We start from the raw sequence: 25,029 nt of genomic DNA, 5'->3' as shown, positions 1-25,029 counted from the left end.
ATGGGCCGGCCGGCACGCCCGGTGAACGGAGCGCAAAACAAAAAGGCCACCGCAGTGCGGTGGCCTTTTCTACTTTCGTTACGAAAGATGGTGGAGCTACGCGGGATCGAACCGCGGACCTCTTGCATGCCATGCAAGCGCTCTCCCAGCTGAGCTATAACCCCGATATATGTGAGCGACATTGAGTCACTCTGAATTTGGTGGAGCTACGCGGGATCGAACCGCGGACCTCTTGCATGCCATGCAAGCGCTCTCCCAGCTGAGCTATAACCCCAAATTCGGCACTGAATGAATGGTTCTGGCGGCCATTCATCCTCAATAATGGTGGAGCTACGCGGGATCGAACCGCGGACCTCTTGCATGCCATGCAAGCGCTCTCCCAGCTGAGCTATAACCCCACAAAGGTCGGCCTGGGTGATACACACCGCACTGCCCTGGGTACTTCATTTCAATCAGGAACCTGGTGGAGCTACGCGGGATCGAACCGCGGACCTCTTGCATGCCATGCAAGCGCTCTCCCAGCTGAGCTATAACCCCTTTGATTCCAGATTGTTCGAGGAGAATTTGGTGGAGCTACGCGGGATCGAACCGCGGACCTCTTGCATGCCATGCAAGCGCTCTCCCAGCTGAGCTATAACCCCAACTCACCTCGGCGCTACCAAAGTTATCTCCGGCAACGGAGGCGCATGATAGGCACCGACCGCTTTGCTGTCAACCCAAAAATAACGCCGATTCACGCGTTTAGTCAAAATTCAAGCAGTTAGCCGATTTAACCGGCAATGACATAGCTATCTCGCTGTTTTATGTCACAAAACCGGCCTTTGACCAAAAACAAAGGGCCCCCGTACGGGAGCCCTTTCGCAAGCACTGACTGGCGCTTATTCAGCGGCCATGCGCGCTTCGATATACGCCAAAGCGCGGTCGATGCGGGCCAGTACCCGCTCCTTGCCCACCAGCGCCATCACGGCATCGATGGCAGGAGAGAGATTACCCCAGACCGGTGACGGCAATGTGCGACGGCAAGCTTACTCGGCGGCCATGCGTGCTTCGATGTACGCCAGGGCGCGGTCGATACGGGCCAGTACCCGCTCCTTGCCCACCAGCGCCATCACGGCGTCGATGGCAGGAGACTGACCCAGACCGGTGACGGCCACACGCAACGGCATACCAACCTTGCCCATGCCCTGACTCAGCTCGGCGGCGGTCGCTTCAATCAGCTCGTGCAACGCTTCGGTGGTCCAGCTATCCAGGGCAGCCAGCTTGGCCTTGGCCAGGGTCAGCGGCTCGGCAGCCACACCGCGCAGGTGCTTCTTGGCAGCCGCTTCGTCGAGCGCTTCGTACTCTTCGAACAGGTAGCGGCTCTGGGCAGCCATCTCGACCAGGGTGTTGCAGCGCTCGGCCAGCAGGGTGACCACGTCGGCCAGCGCCGGGCCATTGCTGGTGTCGATCTTCTGGTTTTCCATGTGCCATGCCAGATGCTTGGCAACATAAGCCGGGTCCAGGCTGCGCATGTAGTGGTTGTTCAGCCACAGCAGCTTGTCGGTATTGAAGGCAGAGGCGGACTTGGAGATGGCATCCAGGCTGAACAGCTTGATCATCTCTTCCAGGCTGAAGATCTCCTGATCGCCATGGGACCAACCCAGACGCACCAGATAGTTCAGCAGCGCTTCCGGCAGGTAGCCGTCGTCGCGGTACTGCATCACGGACACGGCACCGTGGCGCTTGGAGAGCTTGGCACCGTCGTCACCCAGGATCATGGAGACGTGGGCAAACTCCGGCACCGGCGCGTTCAGCGCCTTGTAGATGTTGATCTGGCGCGGGGTGTTGTTGATGTGGTCTTCGCCACGCACCACGTGGGTGATCTCCATGTCCCAGTCATCGACCACCACGCAGAAGTTGTAGGTCGGCGCGCCGTCGGTACGGCGGATGATCAGATCGTCCAGCTCGGTGTTGGCGAACTCGATGCGGCCACGGACGTGGTCATCGAACACCACAGAACCTTCGGTCGGGTTGCGGAAGCGGATGACGTGCGGCGCATCGGCCGGGTGATCGTGGGCGTGGTCGCGGCACTTGCCGTCGTAGCGGGGCTTCTCGCCGTTGGCCATCTGGCCTTCGCGCAGCGCTTCCAGCCGCTCCTTGGAGCAGTAGCACTTGTAGGCACGGCCGTCAGCCAGCATCTCGTCGATCAGCCCGTTGTAGCGATCGAAGCGCTTGGTCTGGTAGTAGGGACCCTCATCCCAGTTCAGCTCCAGCCATTCCATGCCCTCAATGATGGCGTCGATCGCCTCCTGAGTGGAACGTTCCAGGTCGGTATCCTCGATACGCAGCACGAACTCACCGCCCTGGTTCTTTGCAAACAACCAGGAATAGAGTGCGGTACGGGCACCGCCGACATGCAAAAAGCCGGTCGGGCTGGGAGCAAAACGGGTTTTGACTTTCATCTTTAAGCCTTGTGTAGAGGGCCTTGGGCCAATTCGTTAAAAAAACCGTCGCATTTTAGCACCGACAATGACGGATGGGAAAACCATGCAGTCGCAGCGGGCAAAAGTAGGGGGTTGCACAGGCGTCCCAGCCGCTTGCCGCCTGATATTTGAAGGGGATCGCAAAACAAAATCCCGGTTTCCGTTTTGCTATGACAAGTGTTGGAGAGCTGCCTCCTCCGGCCGATATCCAAATAACGCTCACCAACAAGGAAGAGACGATGCAGTTCCGTTCTATCCAGAATCGTATTCTGGTGATGGCCGGGATCGCCATGACCGCCGCCCTGGTCATCCTGATCCTGCTCAACCAGTACTCGGGTCAACAGACCCAGAAGCTGACCATCAGCTCCAGCCGCGCCGCCCTGCAGCAGGAGGCATGGCAGAAGGTCAGCGCCAACGCCCGTGCCGAGGCCGCCACCATCACCCAGTTGCTGCAAAAGGGGCTCTCCTATACCCAGCAGATGGCCAGCGCCCTCGCCCTGCAGCAGGAGGGCAAGCTGCCGCTGGATCGCCAGCAGGCCACCGATCTGCTCAAGGCCCAGCTCGCCCTCGAACCCCAGCTCTACGGCGCCTTCGCCGGCTTCGAACCCAACGGTTTCGACGGCCAGGATGCCAGCTTCGCCGGCCAGACGGCGCTGGGCAGTGACAGCAAGGGGCGCTTCGTGCCCTACTTCTATCGCGACAAGGAGAGCATCGGCACCGACCTGCTGCTCTCCATCGAGAAGAGCGATCCGGACGAGTTCGGCAATCCGGCCAACGACTACTACGCCTGCCCGAAACGGGAGGGACGTTCCTGCCTCATCGACCCCTTCAAGGTGGACATCAACGGCCAGCAGGTGCTGGTGAGCACCATCACCACCCCCATCATGGTGGGCGGCCAGTTCAAGGGGATCGCCGCGCTCGATCTGGCGGTGGACTCCATCAGCCGTCAAGCCCAGTCCCTCAACAGCAACATCTATGACGGCAAAGGCGAGACCCTGATCGTCAGCGCCGCCGGCGTCATCACCGGCACCAGCGGTGATGCCAGCCTGCTCGGCAGCCGCGCCGACAAGCTGCTCGGCAACGGCTGGCAGCAGTACCTCAAACCCGAGGTTCAGCGCCAGGAGCTCGACGATGCGTTCCGGATCTCGGTGCCCATCGCGGTGCCGGGCATGAGCCGCAACTGGGCCATCATCGTCACCCTGCCCTACAAGGTGGTGCTCGCCGGGGCCGACCAGCTGGAAGCCCAGCTGAGCGACATGAACCGGGCAGCCATGACCCAGCAACTGGTGGGCGCCGTCGTCGTGCTGGTGCTGGCGCTGGCCACCATGCTGGTCATTGCCCGCAGCATCACCGGCCCCATCCGCCAGATGGTCAGCCTGGTGGATGACATCGCCGATGGCGAAGGAGATCTCACCAAGCGGCTCAATACCCAGTCCAGCGATGAATTGGGGGACTTGGCCAAGGGCATCAACCGCTTTATCGACAAGCTGCAGGTGCTGCTGGGGGATGTGCTCAAGACCGCCAGCGAGGTCAACCGTCACGCTGGCGACACCGATCGCATCGCCGGCCAGACCGACACCAACCTGCAGCACCACCAGGCGGAGATGGAGCAGATGCTGACTGCGGTACAGGAGATGTCCTACGTCAGCCAGGAGGTGGCCACCCACGCCAACAACACCGCCGACTCGGCCAAGCAGGCCCAGGGGGCGGCGGATCAGGGCAAGGTACGCTTCCAGCAGGTGATCCAGTCGATGCACAAGGTGGCCGCCGAGGCCGGCAAGGGTGCCGAGGTGGTCGAGGGGCTGGCCCACGACAGCGAGCAGATCACCAGCATCCTCACCGTCATTCAGGGGATCGCCGATCAGACCAACCTGCTGGCGCTCAACGCCGCCATCGAGGCGGCCCGGGCCGGCGAGCAGGGCCGCGGCTTTGCGGTGGTGGCCGACGAGGTTCGCAAGCTGGCGGGCAACACCCAGCAGGCGGTGCAGAACACCCAGGAGCTGATCGAGAAGATCCGCCACAGCTCGGCCAACGCGGTCAACGCCATCAACCAGAGCCAGCAACTGACCCATCAGGCGGTGGGCGAGGCGGATCTGGCGGAAGAGGCGCTCGGCAGCATCTATCAGGCCATCTCCACCATCAACGACATGACCTACCAGATCGCCTCCGCCGCCGAAGAGCAGAGCTCGGTTTCCGAGACCGTCTCCGGCAACCTGTCAAAAACCAACGCACTGGCCAACGACATCGCACTGGATGCGACCGAAACGGCCAAAGCCAGCCAGGCGTTGCGCCAGGCGGCCGAGCGTTTACAGCAATTACTGGGACAATTTCGTCTCAGCTGATAATTTTCCACCTCAGGACTCTCCCCCTCGGGGGCGAGTCCGTTTACCATAGGCACGAATTTGCCTGATGGCAGGCAATGTAGTGAGAGGTAAATGCCGTGCCCACCCCGGACCGTCGCCCCCGTGGCCACAACAGACGAGCCCAGCAGCGTCGCCAAGACGAATCACAAGGATCCCTGCTCCATCGTATCAATACCGCCACCCTGCCCCTGCGCCAACGCATCGGCCAGGGCATGAGCGGACTTGGCCAACGCGGCCAGGAAGCCAAAACAGGCAAGTTCAAGCTGGCGAGCCCGCTGCCGCGCAAGCACACCATTGGGCTGCTGATCCTTATCCCGCTCTGGCTGCTGGTGCTGGCCTGGGAACCGGCCGCCCCCGCGCCCAAAGCCGCGCCGTCCGGTTCGCTGGCGGTCCCCATCGCCGTACCGGCGCAGGCCCTCACCGTCGGCAATGGCGCCGCAGGCAGTGCAACGGCAGCTGCCAAACCGGTCGAAGAGAAGGTGGATGGCACCTGGCTGCAGCACGACGTGCAAGCCGGCGAGACCCTCTACTCCATCTTCCGCAAGTTCGAACTGCCGGGCGCCGAGCTCAGCCGTCTGATCGCCATCGAAGGGCCTGATCGGCCGCTGACCCGCCTGCAATCGGGCCGTGCCGTGTTCATCCTGATCGATGACACCCGCCGCATCCAGCGGGTCGAGATCCGCTCCTACGGTCAGGCCATCTACCGCTACGACCGACAGGGCGAAGGATTCGCCCTCAAGGAATGAAACAACGGGAGGCCTGATGCCTCCCGTTTTTTTGACCTGAATCCATGAAATAAGCCGCTGAGTTCACAATATTTTTAGCTTGCTCAAAAAATGAAAAGTGCCAAATTGACAAGGGATCGCGCTCACGTACAATCGTTTGTGCTTTAGACAGGGATTGTTCTACATGCTACTGGGACAAATTGACGTGGTCAGTCATGCTTCAACCCCTGATTTCTAGGCAAATGCTGCCCAACAAGGCTTAGTTTCATTTTGTTATAGATAGGACTTACCACATGTCTGACATTCGCACCGGCCAAGTAAAATGGTTCAATGAGACCAAGGGTTTTGGCTTCATCGAGCAATCCCAGGGACCGGACGTTTTCGTTCACTTCTCCTCCATCCAGAGCGCCGGTTTCAAGACCCTGGCTGAAGGTCAAAAAGTCCAGTTCACTGTGACCCAGGGCAAAAAAGGCCCTCAGGCTGAGAACGTTACCCTGCTCTAAGCCACGCCAGTGAGCCTGTAGGAGGAGCCATCGGCCCTCCTATTTTTTTGCCCGCCGTTTCCCCTTCCCCGCCACGCTCACAAGCCTGCCCGCAGCAACAGCAACAGCAACCCTCCCCACGACAATCATAAGCTTGCCTATAACCACAGCCCTCCCCAGCACCTGTGTACCACGCGGGTGCAGAAGACATGGGCCTGATCTGGCTGAACGCCGGATACGACAAATCATCGCGGCGCGATGTGATGGGCAATTCAAAGGGATGATGAGAACTTCGAAGAGAGATTGGAGCGGGAAACGAGACTCGAACTCGCGACCCCAGCCTTGGCAAGCGCGGATCATGCCCTACCAACTGAATATGGCAGCGATTGTATTGAGAAACTGGATTCGTGAGCTTGGGGGGAAAGAGATTGAATTTGAAGAGAAATTGGAGCGGGAAACGAGACTCGAACTCGCGACCCCAGCCTTGGCAAGCACGGATCATGCTCTACCAACTGAATGTGGCAGTGACTGTATGGAGAAACTGGATTCGTGAGCTTGGGGGAGAGATATTGAATTTGAAGAGAGATTGGAGCGGGAAACGAGACTCGAACTCGCGACCCCGACCTTGGCAAGGTCGTGCTCTACCAACTGAGCTATTCCCGCATCGGAATATCACTTACAAATTTTTGGAGCGGGAAACGAGACTCGAACTCGCGACCCCGACCTTGGCAAGGTCGTGCTCTACCAACTGAGCTATTCCCGCAACATTAGGTTGTCTTGAGGCTGTGCTGATGATTGGAGCGGGAAACGAGACTCGAACTCGCGACCCCGACCTTGGCAAGGTCGTGCTCTACCAACTGAGCTATTCCCGCATCGGAACGTCATCAGCAAACTTTTTGGAGCGGGAAACGAGACTCGAACTCGCGACCCCGACCTTGGCAAGGTCGTGCTCTACCAACTGAGCTATTCCCGCAACTACCTTAAAACGGCCGTACAGCATTTGGTTGCTTGCGCTACTGTACGGGAGCCGAATTATAAGAGCAGACATTCCAATTGCAAGGGCTTTTTTGTCTAGTTGCGCGCGTTCGCTCAAAAGCTGGTCGAACTGTCGATTTTAGCAACCGGGAGAGCGCAAGACCTTGCCACAGACTCAGATCTTGAAGACGTGGCTGCGGTAAAACTGCAGTTCGGCAATGGATTCGCGGATGTCGTCCAGCGCCTGATGGGTACCGCTCTTCTTGAACTGGTCCAGCAACGCCGGTTGCCAGCGACGCACCAGCTCCTTGATGGTGCTGACGTCGACGTTGCGATAGTGGAAGAAGGCTTCCAGATCGCTCATGTGCTTGACCATGAAACGGCGATCCTGACCGATGCTGTTGCCGCACAGCGGGCTGGTACGCTCCGGCACCCACTGGCGAATGAACTCGAGGGTCTCGGCGACGGCTTTCGCCTCATCATGCTGGCTCGCCTTGACCCGGGCCACCAGACCGCTGTTGGTATGGGTGTTGACGTTCCAGTCGTCCATCTTGGCCAGCTCTTCATCGCTCTGGTGAATGGCGATGACCGGCCCTTCGGCCAGCACGTTCAGGTCCTTGTCGGTGACGATGGTGGCGATCTCCAGTACCACATTCTGTTCGGGGTCCAGACCCGTCATCTCCATGTCGATCCATACCAGGTTCTGCGCGCTGACTGTCATGATTGCTCTCTCTATTGGGAGGAATGGCGGAATTTTGCCAATTTGCATGTATCATACTGGCTTTGGATCTGTTCATAAACTGGCGAATCGAGTGGCAAAGAAAGCAAAACTCAATCTGGGTCAACAAAGGCGCGTCCAGGCCAACCGCGAGCGGCGGCTGCAAAAAGAGCACACCACGGTCGTGGATGACACCCTGTTTGGCCCGGCCATCGAAGGGGTGGTGATCAGCCGTTTTGGTCAGCACGCAGACGTCGAGGCGAGCGATGGTGCCATCCACCGCAGCAACCTGCGGCGCAGCAGCATCAGCAGCCTGGTGTGCGGTGACAAGGTGGTGTGGCGTCCCGGCCTCAATGCCGCGACTGCCGGCGTCATCGAGGCGGTGCATCCGCGTCACTCGGTGCTGACCCGGCCGGACTTCTACGACGGGGTCAAACCCATCGCCGCCAACATCGACCAGATCATCATCGTCTCGGCGGTGATGCCCGAGTTCTCCACCAACATCGTCGACCGCTATCTGGTGGCCGCCGAGGATGTGGAGATCCGCCCCCTGATCGTGCTGAACAAGGTCGACATGCTCGATGACGCGGCCCGCGCCCGCATCGAGCGCCAGCTCGAAACCTACCGCAAGCTCGGTTACGAGGTGTTGCTGGTAAGCTGCGAGAGCGGCGAAGGGCTCGATGAGCTTAAAGCCGCCCTGACCGACAAAATCAGCATCTTCGTCGGCCAGTCCGGGGTGGGCAAGTCGTCCCTCACCAATGCCCTGATGCCGGGGCTGGATGTGCTCACCGGCGAGATCTCCGAGAACTCGGGGCTCGGCCAGCACACCACCACCACGGCGCGACTCTATCACTTCCCGAGCGGCGGCGATCTCATCGACTCCCCCGGAATACGCGAGTTCGCCCTCTGGCATCTGGAAGCCGACCGCATCACCTGGTGCTTCGTCGAGTTTCGCGACTACCTGGGTGGCTGCAAGTTCCGCGACTGCACCCACAAGGACGATCCCGGCTGCGCCCTGCGGGCCGCCGTCGACAGTGGCGCCATCAGCGCCGATCGCTTCCACAACTATCACCGCATCCTGGAAACCATGCAGGAAGCCCGTCACGGTCGCCAACAGGCGCGGCTGTGACCCTATTCAACCTACCTTGATGATGAACATGAGCATTACTGACAACCTGAAAATTGCCGGTCAATACTGTCTGCCCAAACACGCCCTCTCCCGCCTGGTCGGCAAACTTGCGGCTGCCGAAGCAGGCAACCTCACCACCAGGGTGATCGAGGCCTTTATCAAGCAGTACCAGGTCGACATGAGCGAGGCGCTGCACGAGAGTCCGGCCCACTACAAGAGCTTCAACGAATTCTTCACCCGTGAACTCAAGCCGGGGATCCGCCCCCTGGTCGAGGATGCCATGACCCTGGCGCTGCCGGTGGATGGCACCGTCAGCCAGCTCGGTCCGATCCAGCAGGGTCGCATCATCCAGGCCAAGGGCCACGACTACAGCGCCCGCGAGCTGCTGGGCGGTTATGAGGATCTGGTGGCACCGTTCAAGGATGGCGACTTCGCCACCATCTACCTGGCGCCCAAGGATTATCACCGCATCCACATGCCGCTGGACGGCGTGCTGGAGAGCATGGTGTTCGTGCCGGGGGATCTCTTCTCCGTCAACCCGCTCACCGCCGAGAACGTGCCCAACCTGTTTGCCCGCAACGAGCGGGTGGTCGCCACCTTCCGCACCCCGCACGGCCCCATGGCGCTGGTGCTGGTTGGTGCCACTATCGTGGCCAGTATCGAGACCATCTGGGCCGGCAACATAGCGCCAACCAAAGAGAAGCGTGTCGTGCGCTGGGACTACACCGGCGACGAGGCCATTACCCTGCAAAAAGGTGCCGAGATGGGCCTGTTCAAGCTGGGCAGTACCGTGGTCTGCCTGTTTGGCCCGGGCATGCTGGCCGGTTTCGAGCCCCATCTGGCCAACGGGGTCACCACCCGCATGGGTCAGCCCTTTGCCAAGCTGGCGACGCAGGCATGAGCGAGCAGCCCGCCTCCTCGCAGAAGAACAACCCGCTGCACGGGCTGACCCTGGAGGCGATTGTCACCGCCCTGGTCGCGCACTACGGCTGGGAAGAACTGGGGCAGCAGATCAATATCCGTTGCTTCACCGATAACCCCAGCATCAAGTCCAGCCTGAAGTTCTTGCGCAAGACCCCCTGGGCCAGAGAGAAGGTCGAGAGCCTCTATCTGTACGTCCAGCGCAAGCAGGCCAAATCAAAGGAATAACGCCATGGCGTTCAAGATTACCTACACCTACGGCAAAAAAACCAAAGAGATTGGCTACGCCAACGACAAGTTCAACAGCATCTACGATGCCATTGCCGCTGCCGAGGGGATCAACCTGGCCAGCTTCCATGCCATGGAAGAGCAGCTGGCTCAGGTATGCCGGCGCGACAAGAAGAGCGTGAAGGATTACCGGGAGAACTACTTCAAGGAGCTGGGCTTCTCCAACATCGTCATCGAACGGGACGCCAAGGAGTAAGCATGCGCACCCTGACCCTGATGGCCGCCTCCCTGCTGTTGGCGGCCTGCAGTACCCCGGAACAACATCTGGTTGGCAGCGATCGCGACAGCCACGGCTGCATCGGCAGTGCAGGCTATCAGTGGTCGGCGCTGACCAAGCAGTGCGTGCGGCTGTTCGAGCAGGGCATCCGGCTCAATCCGACCGATGCCGGCCAGACCAGCAGCGCCTTCGTGCTGTTCAACGCCGATCAGAGCCAGGCCGAGCTCACCCTGCCGAGCGGCGAGCAGCACCTGCTCACCCGCCAGGGGGCGGAAGGCAACTGGTCGTGGCAAGGCAGCGGCTACACCCTCTTCCCCTGGAAGGGCTATGTGCTCAAAGCCGGCGAGCAGACGCTGTTTCACGGCGACGTCGCCCGCTAAGCCACCCGTATCTATTCAACCCCCGTCCCTGCCGGGGGTTGTTTTTTGCGGCTATCGACAACGGCTACATGTACCTTGTCGCCAGGCCGGAAACAAAAAACCCCGTTGCAGGCAACGGGGTTTTTGCTGGCACTCGGCGCAACTTAATTGCCGAGGGTAGAGAACAGGCTCTGTTCCAGGCTGCCGCGGGAGACGCACACCGGAGTGATGGAAGGTGCCAGCACCCGCTCGCCGGAGGACTCGACGAAGTAGAGCTGGGTGTTGCCCTTGACATTGACGGTCGCCACGCTGTTGTTGCCGCTCTGGGTGATGATCAGGTTGATCTGCAGGTTGGGGTTGCCCAGTGCGACCTTGGAACCCATGGTACCGCAATCCAGCCACTCCAGACCGTCGGCCGAATTCTCGACGTTGGCGGTCATCAGGCCGGAGCCGCGCTGGCTGTTCTCGATGTTAAGACCGTGATCGCCAAACCACTTCTCGGCACGGGCCCACACCAGATCCACCGGGATCTGCATCTCCTGGGTGTTGTTGGTCGCCTTGGCTACCGGCGGGGTATAGCGGTACTGTTCGCCGCCATTGTTGTCGCTGGCACAACCGGCCATCAACAGGGCCAGTGCTACTCCCACAATCTTTTTCATGCTGCTTCTCTCATCCATATAATCCGGCCATCGGCCGACCGGCGGCTATTATGGCGTCAGCGACACAGACTGTCAGCAGGGATCGGCAGAAATGAGTCAGCCTTAACCCAAGCTTTACAAAACCAGCCTGCTATCATAGATTTGCTCGAAATTTCCCCCGTGAGTGTCTGTGTGAACTCCTTGCTCACCCTGCCCCTGCTGCAGCAGATCATCGACCAGCTACCCATGAATATCTTCTGCCGGGATACGGATGGGCGCTACCTGTTTGCCAACCGAGCCTTCACGGAGCAGGCGGGCCTGTCGCAACCGGCGGATCTCATCGGCAAGACCGATGCCGACATGCCCTGGGGCGACATCTTTCGGGAAGAGGATCTGCGCCTGCTGGCGGAGGGTAAACCGCTGCTCTATCAGCAGTTGCACTGCAACAGCGGCGATGCCACCAGCTGGATGGAGATCCACAAGATCCCGCTCTACGACGCCCAAGGCAAACCGGTGGCCCTGTTCGGCATGGTCAATGAAATTGGCCAGCGCAAGGAGCTGGAGCAGACCTTCCGCCAGCAGCAGCTGCTGCAACGCCGCCTGCTGGACGCCATCCCGGATCCGATCCGGCTGGAAGACCACCAGGGGCTGCTGATCGACTGCAATCAGGCCTTTCTCGACTTCATGGGCATGGTGGCGAGCGAGGCGCTCGGCCAGCGGGTCGCCCACCGCCTCTCCACCGAGCTGCCGATGGGGCGCGGTGAATACTGCCTGGTGGACGCCAACGGCCAGGGCCGCCATCTGGAAGTCACCCGGGTCGATGTGCCGGATGACGAGGGCAACTCCCTCGGCATCCTCACCCTGAGCCGCGACATCACCGGACTGCGCACCACCCAGGCCCAGCTGCAGCAGGAGCAGCACTACGACAGCCTGACCGGCCTGCTCAAACTCTCCCACTTTCTGCAGACCAGCCGCCATCTCGGCGCCCGCAAGGCGAGCCTGGTGCTGGTCGATTTGCAGCACTTTCGCGAGATCAACGACCGCTTCGGCATCCGGGTCGCCGACCGGCTGCTCAATCAGGTGGCCCGCCGCCTGCAACAGCTGGCCCCGCCCCAGTCGCTGGTGTGCCGGGTCGCTGCCGACGACTTTGCCATGCTGCTGCCCGAGCTGAGCGAGCCGCTGACCAGCTGGAGCAGCCGCCTGCAGGGGGCGCTGATGGTGCCCTACCAGGTGGAAGAACACAGGATCCAGATCCCGGTGTTCCTCGGCATCGCCCACGGCAAGGCCAACGACGCCGAGCGCCTGCTGAGCCACGCCGAAGCCGCGCTGGCCCAGGGCAAGCGCCAGCAGCAGCACTGCACCCTGTTCGACCCAGAACTCGATGCCAAGCTCAAGCGCCGCCAGCTGATCGCCGCCCAATTGCCGCTGGCCATCAAGTCAGGCCAGCTGACGGCCGTCTACCAGCCCATCATCAGCACCCGCACCAGCCAGTTGCACGGGGCCGAGCTGCTCTGCCGCTGGCCCCACCCCGAGCTCGGCATGATCTCGCCGGACGAGTTCATCCCGCTGGCGGAAGAGCTGGGGCTCATCGGCCTGCTCGGCAGCCACATGCTGGAGCAGGGCTGTGCCCAGCTGGCCCGCTGGCAGGTGGCGGCGCCGGATCTGGTGCTCTCCATCAACCTGTCGCCGCTGCAATTTCGCGACCCCGAGCTCTGCCCGCAGATCTTCGCCTGCATCGAACGCCACGGGCTCGCCCCCTGGCAGCTGGAGCTGGAGATCACCGAAGGGGTGCTGATGGAGAATGCCGACGAGATTGAGAGCAACCTGGCCAACCTGATCGAGGCGGGCTTTCAGCTTGCCATCGATGACTTCGGCACCGGTTACTGCTCGCTCGCCTATCTGCCCAGGCTGCAGGTGGCCACCCTCAAGCTGGACCGCAGCTTCACCCAGGGGCTGGCCACCAACCAGGCGACCACCGCCATCGTGCGCTCCGTCATCGGGCTGGGCCACGAGCTCGGCATCAAGATCACCGCCGAAGGCGTGGAGACGCAGGAGCAGCAAGCGTGGCTGGTGCAGGCCGGCTGCGATCGGCTGCAGGGCTACCTGTTCAGCCGCCCCCTGCCCCCCGCCGAGTTTGCCCGCAGCTACCAGCTGCCGGAGCAGTAAGCCAGCAACAACAAGGCCACCCTAGGGTGGCCTTGTTGTTTTTGCAACGCGTGCGTGAACGGGCGCCTTACTCCTGGAAGTAAGTACCCCAACCGTCGTAGTCCACGCCGTATTTCTGAAGGATAGGCAGCATTTTTTCGATATCGGCGACTATGGTCTCGATGTCCAGCTTGCACTCGGTGGTGGCGTCGAAGCAGAAGATGGTGGCGCCGTCATCCAGCTCCATCTCTTCGGCATCGGTCACTTCGAAACCGGCCTTGAACAGGTCGACCGCCGCCTTCTCCAGCAGATCGAAATCCTGGCAGGCAAAGTGGTGCTCAATCTCGTATTCCAGATCCGGGTTGCTGCCATCGGCCAGCAACTCGTTGACGATGGCGGTGGTCTCTTCGCGCCACTCTTGCATATCAAGACTCATATTAACCCCAGATGCGACTGTGTTGGTATCAAATGCCCGCGCGGGCGAGTGCCGTATCGGCTGTGCCCCTGCCCCGCAGGCATGGTTGCGGCAAAGCATACCCGCACAGCCACCTTGGCTCAATGCGGCAAGCCAAGATAAGCAGCAGGCGGCGGCCACCCCAAATGGGGTGCCATCACAAAAGGTTAATAAAGCGTAATCTTTTGCCGGGAATGAATTGCTCCATATGGAGCTTCAACGAGACACAGGAAAACCGCACAACCCCCGCAACAAGCCGTTTGAAATCAGCAGGATCCACCAGCAGCGCCCCGGTGACAAAGGCCATGAACGAGGTGTATCAAGGGACGCGGGCGGAGCACTGCCCGTACGGAAAGAGGAGCCAGCCAGGCTCCCTTTTTATCATGTGAAGGAGCACATAGATAATGCCTAAAAAAACAATAATGAGCCTGCTTGTCGGCTCAACCCTTATGATTGGAAACCAGACCATGGCCGCCCCGGTCCACGGTCCGTTCGATGCCCCCTTGGCCGACGAGGTGAAGGTGCTGGAGATGCTTAAAAAAAGCGGCCGCATCCCCACCCTGGCCTCCCCCGAGCAGGAGCAGGCGGCGCTCGCCAGCTACTATCGCGAGAAATCGCGAGCCTATCAGGGCAACAGCGGCACTCTGGCGGTGAAAGAGGGCAAGGTGCGCGAAACCATCCTCAAGAAGATCCGCCTCAACGGCACTGCCCGTCCCGGTGATCGGGTGCCCACCCTGCTGCTCAAGGCCATCGAGCGGGAGCACTACCAGGGCCAGATGCGCAAGGACAAGATCCTCGCCATCCTGGTGGACTTCCCCGACTACCCGAAGAACAGCGTGCGCCCCGAGCTCACCAAGATGTACTACCCGGATTACACCCCGGCGCACTACAACGATCTGCTGTTCTCGTCCAAGGGCTATGCCGGCCCGAACGGCGAGCGGTTCATCTCCATGCGCCAGTTCTACGAGCAGCAGTCCGGCCAGAGCTACAGCGTGCGCGGTCAGGTGGCGGGCTGGTATACCGCCGACAAGAACGCCGCCTACTACGGCGCCAACGCCACCCCGAATACCATCCGGGAGCTGGTGAAGGAGGCGCTGATCCAGGTGGCGAACGACCCTTCCATCGATCTGGCGCAGTTTGATCAGGAGGATCGCTACGATCTCAACGGCAACGGCAACCGCAACGAGCCGGACGGTCTCATCGACCACCTGATGATCTTCCACTCCAGCGTCGGTGAGGAGGCCGGTGGTGGCGATCTCGGCGAAGACGCCATCTGGGCCCACCGCTGGAACTTGGGTACCCCCTACCCCATCCCCGGCACCAGCAGCCCGAGCCAGAACTTCGGCGGACAGTTTGCCGCCTACGACTACACCATCCAGCCCATCGATGCGGCCGCCGGGGTCTGTGCCCACGAATATGGCCACGATCTGGGGCTGCCGGACGAGTACGACACCAAGTACACCGGCAAGGGGGAACCGGTGGCGACCTGGTCCATCATGTCGTCCGGCTCCTGGGCCGGGGTCATCGGCGGCACCGAGCCGACCGGGTTCTCCGCCTGGGCCAAGGAGTTCCTGCAGGCCTCCCTCGGCGGCAACTGGCTGCACGGCAGCAACGTGCAGCTCGCCGATCTCAGCCCCCGCGGCAACGTCTACATGCTGGATCAGGCCAACGACAAGGGGCGCAACGACGACGTGGTGCGCATCAACCTGCCGGCCAAGCAGATCCCGCTCAACCCGCCCTACGCCGGCCAGTACCAATACCATGGCGGCAAGGGCAACAATCTCGACAACCGCATGAGCCTCAAGCTGGATCTGAGCGGCAAACAGAGCGCCAGCCTCGGCTTCAAGGCCTGGTATCAGATTGAAGAGGGATACGACTACGCCAGGGTGCTGGTCAACGGCCAGCCCATCGCGGGCAACCTGACCACCAGCGACGATCCCAACGGGGTTGGCTTCGGGATCGGCATCACCGGCAACTCCAACGGCTGGACCGATGCCGAGTTCGACCTCACCCCCTGGGCCGGTCAGCAGGTCACCCTCACTCTGCAATATCAGAGCGATGGCGGCGTGGCCGAAAACGGGCTGTTCGTGGACGAGCTGCAGATCCTCGCCGATGGCGACACCCTGCTGAGCGATGGGGCCGAGGGTAGTTCCCCCTTCACTCTGGCCGGCTTTGTGAAGAGCAACGGCAACGAGGCCAAGGATCACTACTACCTGGCCGAGTGGCGCAACCACGCCGGGGTGGACAAGGGGCTGGCCCACATCAACGTGGCCGACCAGCTGATGCGCTACGAGCCGGGCATGCTGCTCTGGTACGTGGACAACAGCCAGGCCAACAACTGGGTGGGTGTCCACCCGGGTGAGGGCTTCCTCGGGGTGGTGGATGCGGATCAGCGCACCCTCAAGTGGAGCGATGGCGCCGTGGCCGGCACCCGCTACCAGATCCACGACGCCACCTTCAGCCTGGGCTTCCAGCAGCCGCTCAACCTCAAGCACCCGAGCGGCTCCCTGCTGCGCGACTTCTGGATCACCCCGAACCGGGTGTTCAAGGATTCCCGCAGCTACCAGAGCAAGGAGATCCCGGATGCCGGTCGCCTGGTGCCCGAATACGGGCTCAAGATCAGCGTCACCGGCCAGGCCCGTGACATGAGCACCGGGCGGATCATCGTCAGCCGCCACTGAGGAGTACCACAGTTGTGACCAGGGGGCCTCAGGCCCCCTTTTCTTATCTGCTGACCTGCCGCCCAGGATGAAAACGGGCCAAACCGCCCAACAAACACCCCAATTGCTCACTTGTCGAGCGAACAGTTCAACTGTCTGCACCCTGTGGTTGACACATCCGTTCAGAAAGGGTTTAATGCGCGCCGTTGCCCAGATAGCTCAGTCGGTAGAGCAGGGGATTGAAAATCCCCGTGTCGGCGGTTCGATTCCGTCTCTGGGCACCACAATTCCTCCTTAGTTCAGTCGGTAGAACGGCGGACTGTTAATCCGTATGTCACTGGTTCAAGTCCAGTAGGAGGAGCCAAATTTGAAAAGCCCGCTCATCGAGCGGGCTTTTTTCATTTCGGTCAGCTGCCGTTGCAAGTTGCCAGCAGCAGGGTCGCCCCGCAGGTGGCACTGAACAGCAGCAAGCCGGTCTGCAGCACACCCTCCGGGTTTACCCGTTTCTCTTTTTTGCGAAATCGTATCCACTTAGGCTTCATCAAGCCCACCTCGTCCTGTTACGACCCCTGCCCTGTCGGCAGGCGAGCCATCTTTGTGCAGCCGCCCGCTGCCGTCAACTTCCTTGCCGACAATAAATTCATCACGCTGCCAGCGCCCGTTTTCCCTTCGTGACAATGTTAACAATTTGGAAAACCGGCGTGACCCGTTCCCACGCCGGGGCTATGATGAGGCCGACGATTTTCCTACCCTCAGGGAGACCCCAGATGAGCAGCCCGTTGCGTTACGTGCTGGACGGCATCCATTGCGAGCCCCGCTTCTTCACCGTGCCCCTCGACCACCAGCGACCGGATGACGAGGAGACCCTCACCCTGTTCGGCCGCACCCTCTGTCGCCAGGACCGGCTGCACGACGATCTGCCCTGGCTGCTGTTCCTGCAGGGTGGGCCCGGCTTTGGTGCCCCGCGTCCGACCGCCGACAGCGGCTGGATCAAGAGGGCCCTGCAGGAGTTTCGGGTGCTGCTGCTCGATCAGCGCGGCACCGGCCACTCCAGCCCCATCAGCGCCGAGGCGCTGGCCCAGCTCACCGCCCCACAGCAGGCGGAGTACCTCGGCCAGTTTCGCGCCGACAGCATAGTGCGCGATGCCGAATACATTCGCGAAGTGCTGAGCCCGGGTCGCCCCTGGAGCCTGCTCGGCCAGAGCTTCGGCGGCTTTTGCAGCCTCACTTACCTCTCCCTGTTCCCGGACAGTCTGCACGAGGTCTACCTCACCGGCGGGGTGGCCCCCATCGGTCGCAGTGCCGACGAGGTCTACCGCGCCACCTACCAGCGGGTGGCCGACAAGAACCTCGCCTTCTTCGCCCGCTTCCCCCACGCCCAGGCCATCGCCAACCGGCTGGCCAACCACCTGCACAGCCATGAGGTGCGCCTGCCCAACGGCCAGCGCCTGACGGTGGAGCAGTTGCAGCAGCAGGGGCTGGATCTGGGTGCCAGCGGCGCCTTCGAGGAGCTCTACTACCTGCTGGAGGACGCCTTCATCGGCGAGCGGCTCAACCCAGCCTTCCTCTACCAAGTGCAGGCCATGCAGCCGTTCAACACCAACCCGGTGTTCGCCATCCTGCACGAGTCCATCTATTGCGAAGGGAGCGCCAGCAACTGGGCGGCCGAGCGGGTGAGAAGCGAATACCCGGCCCTGGCCTGGGCGCCGGGCAAGGATTTTGCCTTCACCGGCGAGATGATCTTCCCCTGGATGTTCGAGCAGTTCCGCGAGCTCATCCCGCTGAAAGAAGCCGCTCACCTGCTGGCCCAGAAAACGGACTGGGGCCCCCTCTACGACCCTGTGCAACTGGCCCGCAACACTGTGCCGGTGGCCTGCGCCGTCTATGCCGAAGACATGTACGTGGAGTTCGACTACAGCCGCGACACCCTCAAGGGGCTTGGCAACAGCCGCGCCTGGATCACCAACGAATACGAACACAACGGCCTGCGGGTCGATGGTGAGCAGATCCTGGAACGGCTCATCCGCATGAATCGGGATCGCTGATCCCGCCGGGCTCGCGCCCGCAGCAAGACGACAATATCGAGGGCGACCCATGAGTCGCCCCGCCCCTCTGGAAGCAGCACAGAATAATAAGGACACCCATTGGATCATCCGGAAATCTCGGCGGGCTGGCTGAGCCGCCTCTTCTATCACTGGACCGGCCCGCTGCAGCGCAAGGGGCTGAGCGAGCCCCAGGTCAACCTCGACGATCTCTATCCCCTGCTGCCGGAAGACAGGCGCGATGGCCGCGCCGACGCCTTCCTCGCACTCACCGCCGCCCAGCCGGTGCGCCCCTGGCCCATCACCACCTTCATCTGGCGCCATTACCGTGGGCGCATTGGCCTGCTCACCCTGCTGCAGATGCTCGGCATGCTGGCCACCCTGGCCAGCCCCTGGCTGCTCAACCACAGCATGACCCAGCTCGGTGCCGGCGCCCCCACCGAGCAGAAATTGCTGCTGGCGTTCGCCCTGTTTGCCTCGGTGCTCGCCTCCGGCATGCTGGCGGAGCACTCGCTGCAGCTGGCACTCAAGATGCACGTGCCCATCCGCCGTCTGCTGGCCGAGTCCCTGCTCGCCAAGGTGATGAAGCTGGGTGGCAAGAGTTTCGACGACCGGGCCGGTGGCCGGGTGCAGAACCTCATCAACCGGGACGTGTGGGACATCACTTGGATCCTGGCTGACCCCGCCATGCCGCTCACCATGCTGCTGCAACTGCTCGGCACTATCGCCCTGCTGGTGTGGCAGGTAGGCAGCGCCGGTCTGGTCGGCTTTGCCGTGCTCACCCTGCTGCTGCTCATCTCCACCCGAGTGGTGCGACGCATGAACCAGCAGGAGCAACAGCTCAAGCGTCAACAGGACGAGCGCAACGGCATCCTGGCGGAGTACATCAAGAAGCTGCGGCTGGTGCGCCAGAACGGGCTCGGCGCCTTCTTCACCCAAGCCGCCGGCCACAAGCGCCAGCAGGAGCTGGGGGTGCTGGGGCGAGTGCTCAGGCTCGATGCCATCAACGAGAGCCTGATGCTGAGCACCCCGTTGCTGGTGACCCTGGCCACCTTCACCACCTATCTGGTCTCGGGCAGAGAGCTCACTCTGCCCCAGGTGTTCACCACCATCGCCCTGTTCACCGTGCTGCGCATCCCCATGATGCGGCTGCCCTACCTCATCCGCACCCTGATCAACTTCAACACCGGCTTCAACCGGCTGTGCGAGTTCCTCAACAGCCCCGAGCAGCACCGGGATCTCATCGATCCCAGCTTGCCGGTGGGCAGCCTGCGGCTCGACAACGTCACCGCCCTGCACCAGCAAAAACCGGTGCTGGAGGGGATCAGTCTGCACATCGAGCCGGGGGAACTGGTGGGGATCACCGGTGCCACCGGGGCGGGCAAGAGCTGTCTGCTGCACCTCATCGCCGGTTTCGACAACGGCTTCGAGGGCAGCATTCGCCGCCACGGCCGGGTCGCCCATCTGGGCCACAAGCCCTGGCTGATGAACGACACCATCCGCAACAACATCCTGTTCGGTCAGCCCTGGCATGGCGAGCGCTATCGCTGGGTGCTGGGGGCCTGTGCGCTGGGTGCCGACCTCACCCTGCTCAGCCATGGCGATCAGACCCTGGTGGGGGAGCTGGGTACCCGCCTCTCCGGCGGCCAGCAACAGCGGGTCGCGCTGGCCCGCGCCCTCTACGCCCAGGCCGACATCCTGCTGCTGGACAACCCGCTCTCGGCGCTCGACCCCATCGTCTCAGCCCAGGTACTGGAGCAGGGCCTCGCCTTCAAGCCGGGGCCGACCCGGCTGCTGGTGAGCCACGACCCGGACGTGCTGGCCCACTGCGATCGGGTGATCCGCATCGAGCAGGGCCGACTGGTGGAGCTCGATGCCCACCAACTGGCGGATCTCATCCAGCATCCCCGCCCCACCCCGCCGGTGCCACCTCAGGAAGCAGAGCAGTTCAGCGAGGAGAAGGTGGTGGAGGGCAAGGTGGACTGGGGGCTGTTCGGCTTCATGTGGCAGCGCCTGGCCGCCCCCGGCGCCATCCTGCTCGCCCTGCTGCTCACCCTGGGCCAGGAGGGGCTGCGCATCGCCTCGGATCTCTGGCTCGGCGGCAAGGCCGGGGTGACCGAGGTGAGCGAGCTGCTCGGCATCTATGTGCTGCTGGGGGCGGGCTCTCTCACCTGCATCATGGTGGTGCGGGTCATCAACTACAAACTCGGCCTCAAGCTGGCCTGGACCCTGTTTGACGGCATGCTGGGACGCATCAGCCGCGCCCCCATGGCCTTCTTCGACAAGGTGCCGCAGGGACGCATCCTTAACCGCTTCGATCGGGATCTGGGGGAAGCTCAGGAGATCCTGCTGTCGATGCTAATGGGGCTGTTCGGCATGCTGGTGTCGGTGGCGCTGCAGGTGGTGGTGATCGGCGTCAACATGCCGCTGTTGCTGCTCATCGCCCCCCTGGTGGGCTGGGCCCTCTACGTGCTGCAGCGCCGCTACCGGGCGGTACAGCTCAAGCTGCGGCGACAGGCATCGGTGCTGCGCTCGCCGCTCTACATCAGCATCAGCGAGACCATCCGCGGCGCCCCCGCCCTGCGCCTGGCCGGGGCCGAGCGTTTCGCACTAGATCAGGTGCTGCTGCACTATGACAACAACCTGCGCAGCTGGTACACCACCACCTCCATCAACCGCTGGCTCGGCATGCACCAGACCCTGCTCTCCGCCGCCCTGGTGGGCGCCGTGGCGCTGATGGTGGCCTTTGGCAACAGCTCGCTGCTGGGGGCCGTGGCCATCACCTACGCCTTTACCGCCTCCGCCATGCTCAACTCCCTCATCCGCACCTTCGCCGAGGTGGAGCAGGTGATGAACTCGGTGGAGCGGGTGCGCGAATACAGCGAAATAGAGAGCGAGCGCCAGGAGGGGGAGGCCCTCGCCACCCCTCACCCTGCGGTGCGCTTCGACAACCTGGGGCTGCGCTATCCGCAGGCCAGCCAGTGGGCACTGCACAAGGTCAACTTCGAGCTGGCCCCCGGCGAGAAGGTTGGCGTGTGCGGCCGCACCGGCGCCGGCAAGAGCTCGCTGCTGGGGGTGCTGCAAGCCATGTATCCCGCCTCCCAGGGGGAGATCTACTACGGCGAGCAGCCGCTGTCCCGGCTGGCACCGGAGGCGGTGCGCGATCTCTATGACACCGTTTCCCAGATCCCGCTCACCTTCTTCGGTACCCTGCGTGCCAATCTGGCTCCCCTGACCGAGCACGACGATGCGGCACTGGAGCAGGCGCTGGCCCGGGTGGGGCTGGCCGAGCGCTGCGCCGGCCGGCTGGACGAGGAGCTCGACAAGCTGCAGTTATCCGCCGGCGAGACCCAGCTGCTGGTGATCGCCCGCATCCTGCTGTCGCGCCGCCCGCTCATCGTGCTGGACGAGGCCACCTCGGATCTCGATCACATCGGCATGCGCAAGATGGCGGAGCTGCTCTATCGCTACCGGCCCGAGGCCAGCTATCTGGTGATCGCCCACCATCTGGAGCCGCTGCTGTCGGTGGACCGGGTGGTGGTGATGGAGGCCGGCACCGTGGTGGAGCAGGGCTCGCCGGTGAGCCTGCTGGCCAACTCCCACTCCCGCTTCCACCAGCTGTTCGTGGGTCAGGTGAACCGCCAGGTGCCCCAGACGGTGTGAGGGCTGAAAATGACAAGGGCTGCCCGCAGGCAGCCCTTTTGGCTTGAGGAGAGCCTCAACGCTCCATGATTTGAGTGACGTCATCCTTCTTGATCATCACCTCCCGCCCTTCGGTATCGTAATAGCGGTACATGCCGGTGCTCTCGTCCAGCTTGGGTTTGCTGTCGGTGGTGATCATCTTGCCATCCTTGGTGCTCATGATGTACTGGGAGCTGCACGCCACCAGTGCCAGGGCACACACCAGGATCATCATCAGTTGCTTCATCGCCTGTTTTGCCTCCCGCCTCACCCTCACCACGAGGGTGGTGTCTGAAGCCTAGTTCAACCAGATGAGCCCCGTTAACTCTGGTTACCGTAACAAGATCCACTCAAAGAATCAGTCAGTTAGCCACTGAGGATGGACTCTTCCCGACCAGTCGGGAAAAGAAAGGCCGGACATGGGTCCGGCCTGTTCTGTCATCGTCGTCGGTTACTTGGCGGGCTTGCGCTCGCCGGTCACGATGGGGTTCTTGGGATCGGCGCTCCACTCGTACCAGCCGCCGTCGTAGACGCTGATCCGCTTCCAGTCCATCAGCCAGGCGTAGAAGAACGCCTCGGAGGCGCGCCAGCCGGTCCCGCAGTAGAAGGCGGCCTGCTGGGTCGGCTCAATGTCCCACTCGTCCCACATGGCGAGGATCTCGCGGGCCGGCTTCATGGTGCCGTCCGGGTTGTGGAAGTCGCTCATGCTGTTGGCATCGACACCACCACGACCCCACTTGGCACCGGGAATGTCGCCCTTCGGCTTGATGTAGCTGTAGCCGGAGGTGTTGCCGACGAACTCGTCCCAGGTGCGCACGCTGACCAGGGCGCCGTCGGGCTGCTTGAGCAGCTCTTTCGCCTGACTGAGCGTGGTGTAGTACTCGGGATGGGCCGGAATGGCGACGCCGAACTCCTTGGCCGGAGTGAACTTGTTGGCCAGCCCGGTCTCGGTGCGCAGATGCTGCACAAACCAGGCATCCAGGCCGCCGTCCAGCAGCCGCACGTCCTGCACGCCGGCATACATCATCAGGTGGGCCGCACGGGCCGCCGCCATGGTGTTGCGGCCGTAGAGGATGACGGTGGTGTCGTGGCGGATACCATTCTCCAGCAGCAGCGCCTTGAGCGCCTCGTCAGAGACCTTGTTCCACAGCGGCTCCTCTTCCAGCCGGTTGGTGTCGATGTAGCCGGCACCCGGGATGTGGCTCAGCAGATAGGCCTTGGGTGAGCCCCATGCCACCTCGAACAGCTTCCAGTCGCCCTTGGGGGCAGCCACCACCGGTTTGCCTTCCTGCAGGTCGGCCAGCCAGCGCGGGTAGACCAGCTGCTGCCAGCGGGCCAGATGCTCGCGCGGCGCGGTTTTCCAGCCCTGCAGCTCGAACAGCTGCTTGATGCCCTGCTGGCGCAGCAGGCGGGCCACTTCGGCCACCTCGCGCGGAGCACCGTAGAGCGCCACCGGCCGATCGGCCTTCAGCCCCTTGGTCGCCAGTGCCGCCGGCCACTCCTCATCGCTGTACTTCCACTCGGCGGAGAGGTTCTCGGCGCCGACCACGTGGCCGCCCTGCTGCTCGCCCTCCATCGGCCAGCCCTGATAGAAGTAGCTGGCGCGGGTATCCAGAATGACCGCCTGCTTGGCGTTGGCATCCGCCAGCGAAAGCGGTGGCAGTTCGGCAGCCAGGGTCGGCAAGGCATGCCAGAGCAGCAAGGTTGCCATGGTGGCCCGTAACAAGCTCATTATTCGTTTCATGGTGATCTCTCGATTCAGAGTGACAAGGTTAAAAAATGGAGCGGCCCAGACGCTCGGCCAGCAGTTCCAGCGCCGCCGTGCCCGCCAGCGAGTTGCCCGCCTTGTTGAGCTCGGGCGACCAGACACAGACGCACAATTCCCCCGGGATCAGGGCGATGATGCCGCCACCGACCCCAGATTTGCCCGGCATGCCGACCCGATAGGCAAAATCCCCCGCCTCGTCATAGAGGCCGCAGGTGGCGAGCAGGGCGTTGACCTGTTTGGTGGTGCGGGCCGGCAGCAAGGGGGTCGTCGCGCCCAGCGGCACCCCGCGATTGGCCAGATAGATGAATGCCCGCGCCAGATCGACGCAACTCATGCGGATCGCACAGGCATTGAAGTAGCTCTGCAGCACCTTGTCCACTTCGTTCTCGAAATTGCCATAAGCCTTCATCAGATAGGCGATGGCCGCGTTGCGGGCAGAGTGCTGATATTCGGAGCGAGCCACCACTTGATCCGCCATGATGGCCTGGTTGCCCGAGAGGCGGCGCACCAGCTCCAGGGTACGCTGACGCGGCGCGGTGAGCCGGGTCTCCAGCAGATCGCTCACCACCAGGGCACCGGCATTGATGAAGGGGTTGCGGGGAATGCCCTGCTCGAATTCCAGCTGCACCAGGGAGTTGAAGGGCTGGCCGGAGGGCTCCTTGCCGACCCGGGCCCAGATCTCCTCCTCCTGATAGAGGGTGAGCGCCAGCGTCAGGCTGAGGGCCTTGGAGATACTTTGGATCGAGAAGGGCTCGCAGGCATCACCGGCGGTGAACAGCTCCCCTTCCACGGTACAGACGGCGATCCCGAGCCGATCGGCCGGCACCTGGGCCAGCGCCGGAATGTAGTCGGCCACCTTGCCCTGTCCGAGCAGCGGGCGCACCTCATCCAGGATGCTGGCCAGTAATTCGGATGACAACACCATAAGCGATTCCATAACTAACGTGGCGATCCCATCACCACCGACAAAAATCCCGCCAGCGGCGGGACTTGTCTATCTGC

The 25,029-nt window shown here is 62.4% G+C and carries 21 protein-coding genes, 11 tRNA genes and 1 pseudogene; 15 read left to right on the top strand and 18 right to left on the bottom strand.

The features are described 5' to 3' along the window. Positions 1-88: 88 nt before the first annotated feature. The 7 genes and pseudogenes from AACQ43_RS06220 to gltX all read right to left on the bottom strand — a co-directional run bounded on the left by AACQ43_RS06220 (position 89) and on the right by gltX (position 2,441). Positions 89-164 (bottom strand) — tRNA-Ala (locus tag AACQ43_RS06220). Between the two features lie 34 nt (positions 165-198). Further along, positions 199-274, bottom strand: a tRNA-Ala gene (locus tag AACQ43_RS06215). Positions 275-322: 48 nt separating this feature from the next. Beyond that, positions 323-398, bottom strand: a tRNA-Ala gene (locus AACQ43_RS06210). A gap of 63 nt (positions 399-461) precedes the next feature. Further along, positions 462-537, bottom strand: a tRNA-Ala gene (locus AACQ43_RS06205). A 28-nt stretch (positions 538-565) separates the two neighbouring features. Continuing rightward, positions 566-641, bottom strand: a tRNA-Ala gene (locus AACQ43_RS06200). 237 nt (positions 642-878) lie between these two features. Then, positions 879-1,014: pseudogene (locus AACQ43_RS06195) on the bottom strand (glutamyl-tRNA synthetase); the annotation flags it as partial. A gap of 11 nt (positions 1,015-1,025) precedes the next feature. After that, positions 1,026-2,441, bottom strand: a complete 1,416-nt coding sequence (gltX, locus tag AACQ43_RS06190) for a glutamate--tRNA ligase (RefSeq protein ID WP_168966521.1) — start codon at positions 2,439-2,441, stop codon at positions 1,026-1,028. A 260-nt stretch (positions 2,442-2,701) separates the two neighbouring features. Here gltX and AACQ43_RS06185 point away from each other — a divergent pair, with 260 nt between their 5' ends. From AACQ43_RS06185 to AACQ43_RS06170, 4 genes are all read left to right on the top strand, one after another. After that, a complete protein-coding gene (locus AACQ43_RS06185; RefSeq protein WP_043120834.1) occupies positions 2,702-4,804 on the top strand; it encodes a methyl-accepting chemotaxis protein in 2,103 nt (700 codons plus the stop codon). 98 nt (positions 4,805-4,902) lie between these two features. Further along, positions 4,903-5,571 (top strand): LysM-like peptidoglycan-binding domain-containing protein, encoded by a 669-nt coding sequence (locus AACQ43_RS06180; protein WP_168966519.1) that lies wholly within the window; start codon positions 4,903-4,905, stop codon positions 5,569-5,571. 272 nt (positions 5,572-5,843) lie between these two features. After that, positions 5,844-6,053, top strand: coding sequence for a cold-shock protein (locus AACQ43_RS06175; RefSeq protein WP_011707209.1), 210 nt, complete (start codon positions 5,844-5,846; stop codon positions 6,051-6,053). Positions 6,054-6,390: 337 nt separating this feature from the next. Next, positions 6,391-6,585, top strand: coding sequence for a hypothetical protein (locus AACQ43_RS06170; RefSeq protein WP_168966517.1), 195 nt, complete (start codon positions 6,391-6,393; stop codon positions 6,583-6,585). A gap of 34 nt (positions 6,586-6,619) precedes the next feature. Here AACQ43_RS06170 and AACQ43_RS06165 read toward each other — a convergent pair. The 5 genes from AACQ43_RS06165 to orn form a co-directional block, all read right to left on the bottom strand. After that, positions 6,620-6,695 (bottom strand) — tRNA-Gly (locus AACQ43_RS06165). A gap of 24 nt (positions 6,696-6,719) precedes the next feature. After that, positions 6,720-6,795: transfer RNA gene (locus AACQ43_RS06160), tRNA-Gly, on the bottom strand. Between the two features lie 33 nt (positions 6,796-6,828). After that, positions 6,829-6,904, bottom strand: a tRNA-Gly gene (locus AACQ43_RS06155). Between the two features lie 25 nt (positions 6,905-6,929). Further along, a tRNA-Gly gene (locus tag AACQ43_RS06150) sits at positions 6,930-7,005 on the bottom strand. A 177-nt stretch (positions 7,006-7,182) separates the two neighbouring features. Beyond that, positions 7,183-7,728: an oligoribonuclease gene (gene orn, locus AACQ43_RS06145; RefSeq protein ID WP_045526077.1), complete on the bottom strand. Its 546-nt coding sequence runs from the start codon at positions 7,726-7,728 to the stop codon at positions 7,183-7,185. Between the two features lie 91 nt (positions 7,729-7,819). On the opposite strand from orn, the gene rsgA reads away from it, so the two are divergent. Genes rsgA through AACQ43_RS06120 form a run of 5 tightly spaced genes read left to right on the top strand, consistent with a single transcriptional unit; the run spans position 7,820 to position 10,660 of the window. After that, a complete protein-coding gene (gene rsgA / locus AACQ43_RS06140) occupies positions 7,820-8,854 on the top strand; it encodes a small ribosomal subunit biogenesis GTPase RsgA (protein ID WP_039215125.1) in 1,035 nt (344 codons plus the stop codon). Positions 8,855-8,882: 28 nt separating this feature from the next. Next, a complete protein-coding gene (gene asd, locus AACQ43_RS06135) occupies positions 8,883-9,755 on the top strand; it encodes an archaetidylserine decarboxylase (protein WP_168966515.1) in 873 nt (290 codons plus the stop codon). Next, positions 9,752-10,003, top strand: a complete 252-nt coding sequence (locus AACQ43_RS06130; RefSeq protein ID WP_029299157.1) for a VF530 family protein — start codon at positions 9,752-9,754, stop codon at positions 10,001-10,003. The genes asd and AACQ43_RS06130 overlap by 4 nt, the downstream gene beginning before the upstream one ends. A 4-nt stretch (positions 10,004-10,007) precedes the next feature. Then, a complete protein-coding gene (locus tag AACQ43_RS06125) occupies positions 10,008-10,259 on the top strand; it encodes a DUF2960 domain-containing protein (RefSeq protein ID WP_011707214.1) in 252 nt (83 codons plus the stop codon). Between the two features lie 2 nt (positions 10,260-10,261). Beyond that, positions 10,262-10,660, top strand: coding sequence for a hypothetical protein (locus AACQ43_RS06120; protein WP_029304354.1), 399 nt, complete (start codon positions 10,262-10,264; stop codon positions 10,658-10,660). Positions 10,661-10,803: 143 nt separating this feature from the next. Here the strand turns inward: AACQ43_RS06120 and AACQ43_RS06115 are convergent, their stop codons facing one another. Next, positions 10,804-11,298, bottom strand: a complete 495-nt coding sequence (locus AACQ43_RS06115; RefSeq protein ID WP_017410927.1) for a hypothetical protein — start codon at positions 11,296-11,298, stop codon at positions 10,804-10,806. Between the two features lie 171 nt (positions 11,299-11,469). On the opposite strand from AACQ43_RS06115, the gene AACQ43_RS06110 reads away from it, so the two are divergent. After that, the gene (locus AACQ43_RS06110; RefSeq protein WP_168966513.1) at positions 11,470-13,443 is read left to right on the top strand and encodes an EAL domain-containing protein; all 1,974 of its coding nucleotides are present in this window, start codon (positions 11,470-11,472) and stop codon (positions 13,441-13,443) included. A gap of 67 nt (positions 13,444-13,510) precedes the next feature. On the opposite strand, the gene rraB is transcribed toward AACQ43_RS06110, so the two are convergent. After that, positions 13,511-13,858, bottom strand: a complete 348-nt coding sequence (rraB, locus tag AACQ43_RS06105; RefSeq protein ID WP_073351504.1) for a ribonuclease E inhibitor RraB — start codon at positions 13,856-13,858, stop codon at positions 13,511-13,513. 485 nt (positions 13,859-14,343) lie between these two features. On the opposite strand from rraB, the gene AACQ43_RS06100 reads away from it, so the two are divergent. The 3 genes from AACQ43_RS06100 (at position 14,344) to AACQ43_RS06090 (ending at position 16,900) form a co-directional block, all read left to right on the top strand. Beyond that, positions 14,344-16,557, top strand: a complete 2,214-nt coding sequence (locus tag AACQ43_RS06100) for an immune inhibitor A domain-containing protein (protein ID WP_248280972.1) — start codon at positions 14,344-14,346, stop codon at positions 16,555-16,557. 187 nt (positions 16,558-16,744) lie between these two features. After that, positions 16,745-16,820, top strand: a tRNA-Phe gene (locus AACQ43_RS06095). Between the two features lie 4 nt (positions 16,821-16,824). Beyond that, positions 16,825-16,900, top strand: a tRNA-Asn gene (locus AACQ43_RS06090). A gap of 43 nt (positions 16,901-16,943) precedes the next feature. Here AACQ43_RS06090 and AACQ43_RS06085 read toward each other — a convergent pair. Next, positions 16,944-17,078, bottom strand: coding sequence for a hypothetical protein (locus AACQ43_RS06085; RefSeq protein WP_011707223.1), 135 nt, complete (start codon positions 17,076-17,078; stop codon positions 16,944-16,946). Positions 17,079-17,303: 225 nt separating this feature from the next. On the opposite strand from AACQ43_RS06085, the gene AACQ43_RS06080 reads away from it, so the two are divergent. Together AACQ43_RS06080 and AACQ43_RS06075 are read left to right on the top strand one after the other, a co-directional pair. Continuing rightward, a complete protein-coding gene (locus AACQ43_RS06080) occupies positions 17,304-18,581 on the top strand; it encodes an alpha/beta hydrolase (RefSeq protein ID WP_168966509.1) in 1,278 nt (425 codons plus the stop codon). Between the two features lie 99 nt (positions 18,582-18,680). Beyond that, complete coding sequence (locus tag AACQ43_RS06075; protein ID WP_168966507.1) at positions 18,681-22,241, top strand: ATP-binding cassette domain-containing protein; 3,561 nt, start codon at positions 18,681-18,683, stop codon at positions 22,239-22,241. Positions 22,242-22,296: 55 nt separating this feature from the next. Here the strand turns inward: AACQ43_RS06075 and AACQ43_RS06070 are convergent, their stop codons facing one another. From AACQ43_RS06070 to glsB, 3 genes are all read right to left on the bottom strand, one after another. After that, complete coding sequence (locus AACQ43_RS06070; RefSeq protein WP_016351843.1) at positions 22,297-22,506, bottom strand: YgdI/YgdR family lipoprotein; 210 nt, start codon at positions 22,504-22,506, stop codon at positions 22,297-22,299. Between the two features lie 204 nt (positions 22,507-22,710). Continuing rightward, positions 22,711-24,003 (bottom strand): sulfurtransferase, encoded by a 1,293-nt coding sequence (locus AACQ43_RS06065; RefSeq protein WP_168966504.1) that lies wholly within the window; start codon positions 24,001-24,003, stop codon positions 22,711-22,713. 28 nt (positions 24,004-24,031) lie between these two features. Continuing rightward, positions 24,032-24,952, bottom strand: coding sequence for a glutaminase B (glsB, locus tag AACQ43_RS06060; RefSeq protein ID WP_168966503.1), 921 nt, complete (start codon positions 24,950-24,952; stop codon positions 24,032-24,034). Positions 24,953-25,029 lie beyond the last annotated feature (77 nt).

The organism is Aeromonas sp. DNRA1, assembly GCF_963888745.1.
Lineage (GTDB): Bacteria > Pseudomonadota > Gammaproteobacteria > Enterobacterales > Aeromonadaceae > Aeromonas > Aeromonas hydrophila.
This window is presented reverse-complemented; position numbering and strand designations above follow the sequence as displayed.

Bases quoted from the DNA above. Each gene is read 5' to 3' on its own strand.
- gltX (WP_168966521.1), bottom strand. From the start codon at position 2,441: ATGAAAGTCAAAACCCGTTTTGCTCCCAGCCCGACCGGCTTTTTGCAT.
- AACQ43_RS06185 (WP_043120834.1), top strand. From the start codon at position 2,702: ATGCAGTTCCGTTCTATCCAGAATCGTATTCTGGTGATGGCCGGGATC.
- AACQ43_RS06175 (WP_011707209.1), top strand. From the start codon at position 5,844: ATGTCTGACATTCGCACCGGCCAAGTAAAATGGTTCAATGAGACCAAG.
- AACQ43_RS06170 (WP_168966517.1), top strand. From the start codon at position 6,391: ATGCCCTACCAACTGAATATGGCAGCGATTGTATTGAGAAACTGGATT.
- orn (WP_045526077.1), bottom strand. From the start codon at position 7,728: ATGACAGTCAGCGCGCAGAACCTGGTATGGATCGACATGGAGATGACG.
- asd (WP_168966515.1), top strand. From the start codon at position 8,883: ATGAGCATTACTGACAACCTGAAAATTGCCGGTCAATACTGTCTGCCC.
- AACQ43_RS06130 (WP_029299157.1), top strand. From the start codon at position 9,752: ATGAGCGAGCAGCCCGCCTCCTCGCAGAAGAACAACCCGCTGCACGGG.
- AACQ43_RS06125 (WP_011707214.1), top strand. From the start codon at position 10,008: ATGGCGTTCAAGATTACCTACACCTACGGCAAAAAAACCAAAGAGATT.
- AACQ43_RS06120 (WP_029304354.1), top strand. From the start codon at position 10,262: ATGCGCACCCTGACCCTGATGGCCGCCTCCCTGCTGTTGGCGGCCTGC.
- AACQ43_RS06115 (WP_017410927.1), bottom strand. From the start codon at position 11,298: ATGAAAAAGATTGTGGGAGTAGCACTGGCCCTGTTGATGGCCGGTTGT.
- rraB (WP_073351504.1), bottom strand. From the start codon at position 13,858: ATGAGTCTTGATATGCAAGAGTGGCGCGAAGAGACCACCGCCATCGTC.
- AACQ43_RS06100 (WP_248280972.1), top strand. From the start codon at position 14,344: ATGGCCGCCCCGGTCCACGGTCCGTTCGATGCCCCCTTGGCCGACGAG.
- AACQ43_RS06085 (WP_011707223.1), bottom strand. From the start codon at position 17,078: ATGAAGCCTAAGTGGATACGATTTCGCAAAAAAGAGAAACGGGTAAAC.
- AACQ43_RS06080 (WP_168966509.1), top strand. From the start codon at position 17,304: ATGAGCAGCCCGTTGCGTTACGTGCTGGACGGCATCCATTGCGAGCCC.
- AACQ43_RS06070 (WP_016351843.1), bottom strand. From the start codon at position 22,506: ATGAAGCAACTGATGATGATCCTGGTGTGTGCCCTGGCACTGGTGGCG.
- AACQ43_RS06065 (WP_168966504.1), bottom strand. From the start codon at position 24,003: ATGAAACGAATAATGAGCTTGTTACGGGCCACCATGGCAACCTTGCTG.
- glsB (WP_168966503.1), bottom strand. From the start codon at position 24,952: ATGGTGTTGTCATCCGAATTACTGGCCAGCATCCTGGATGAGGTGCGC.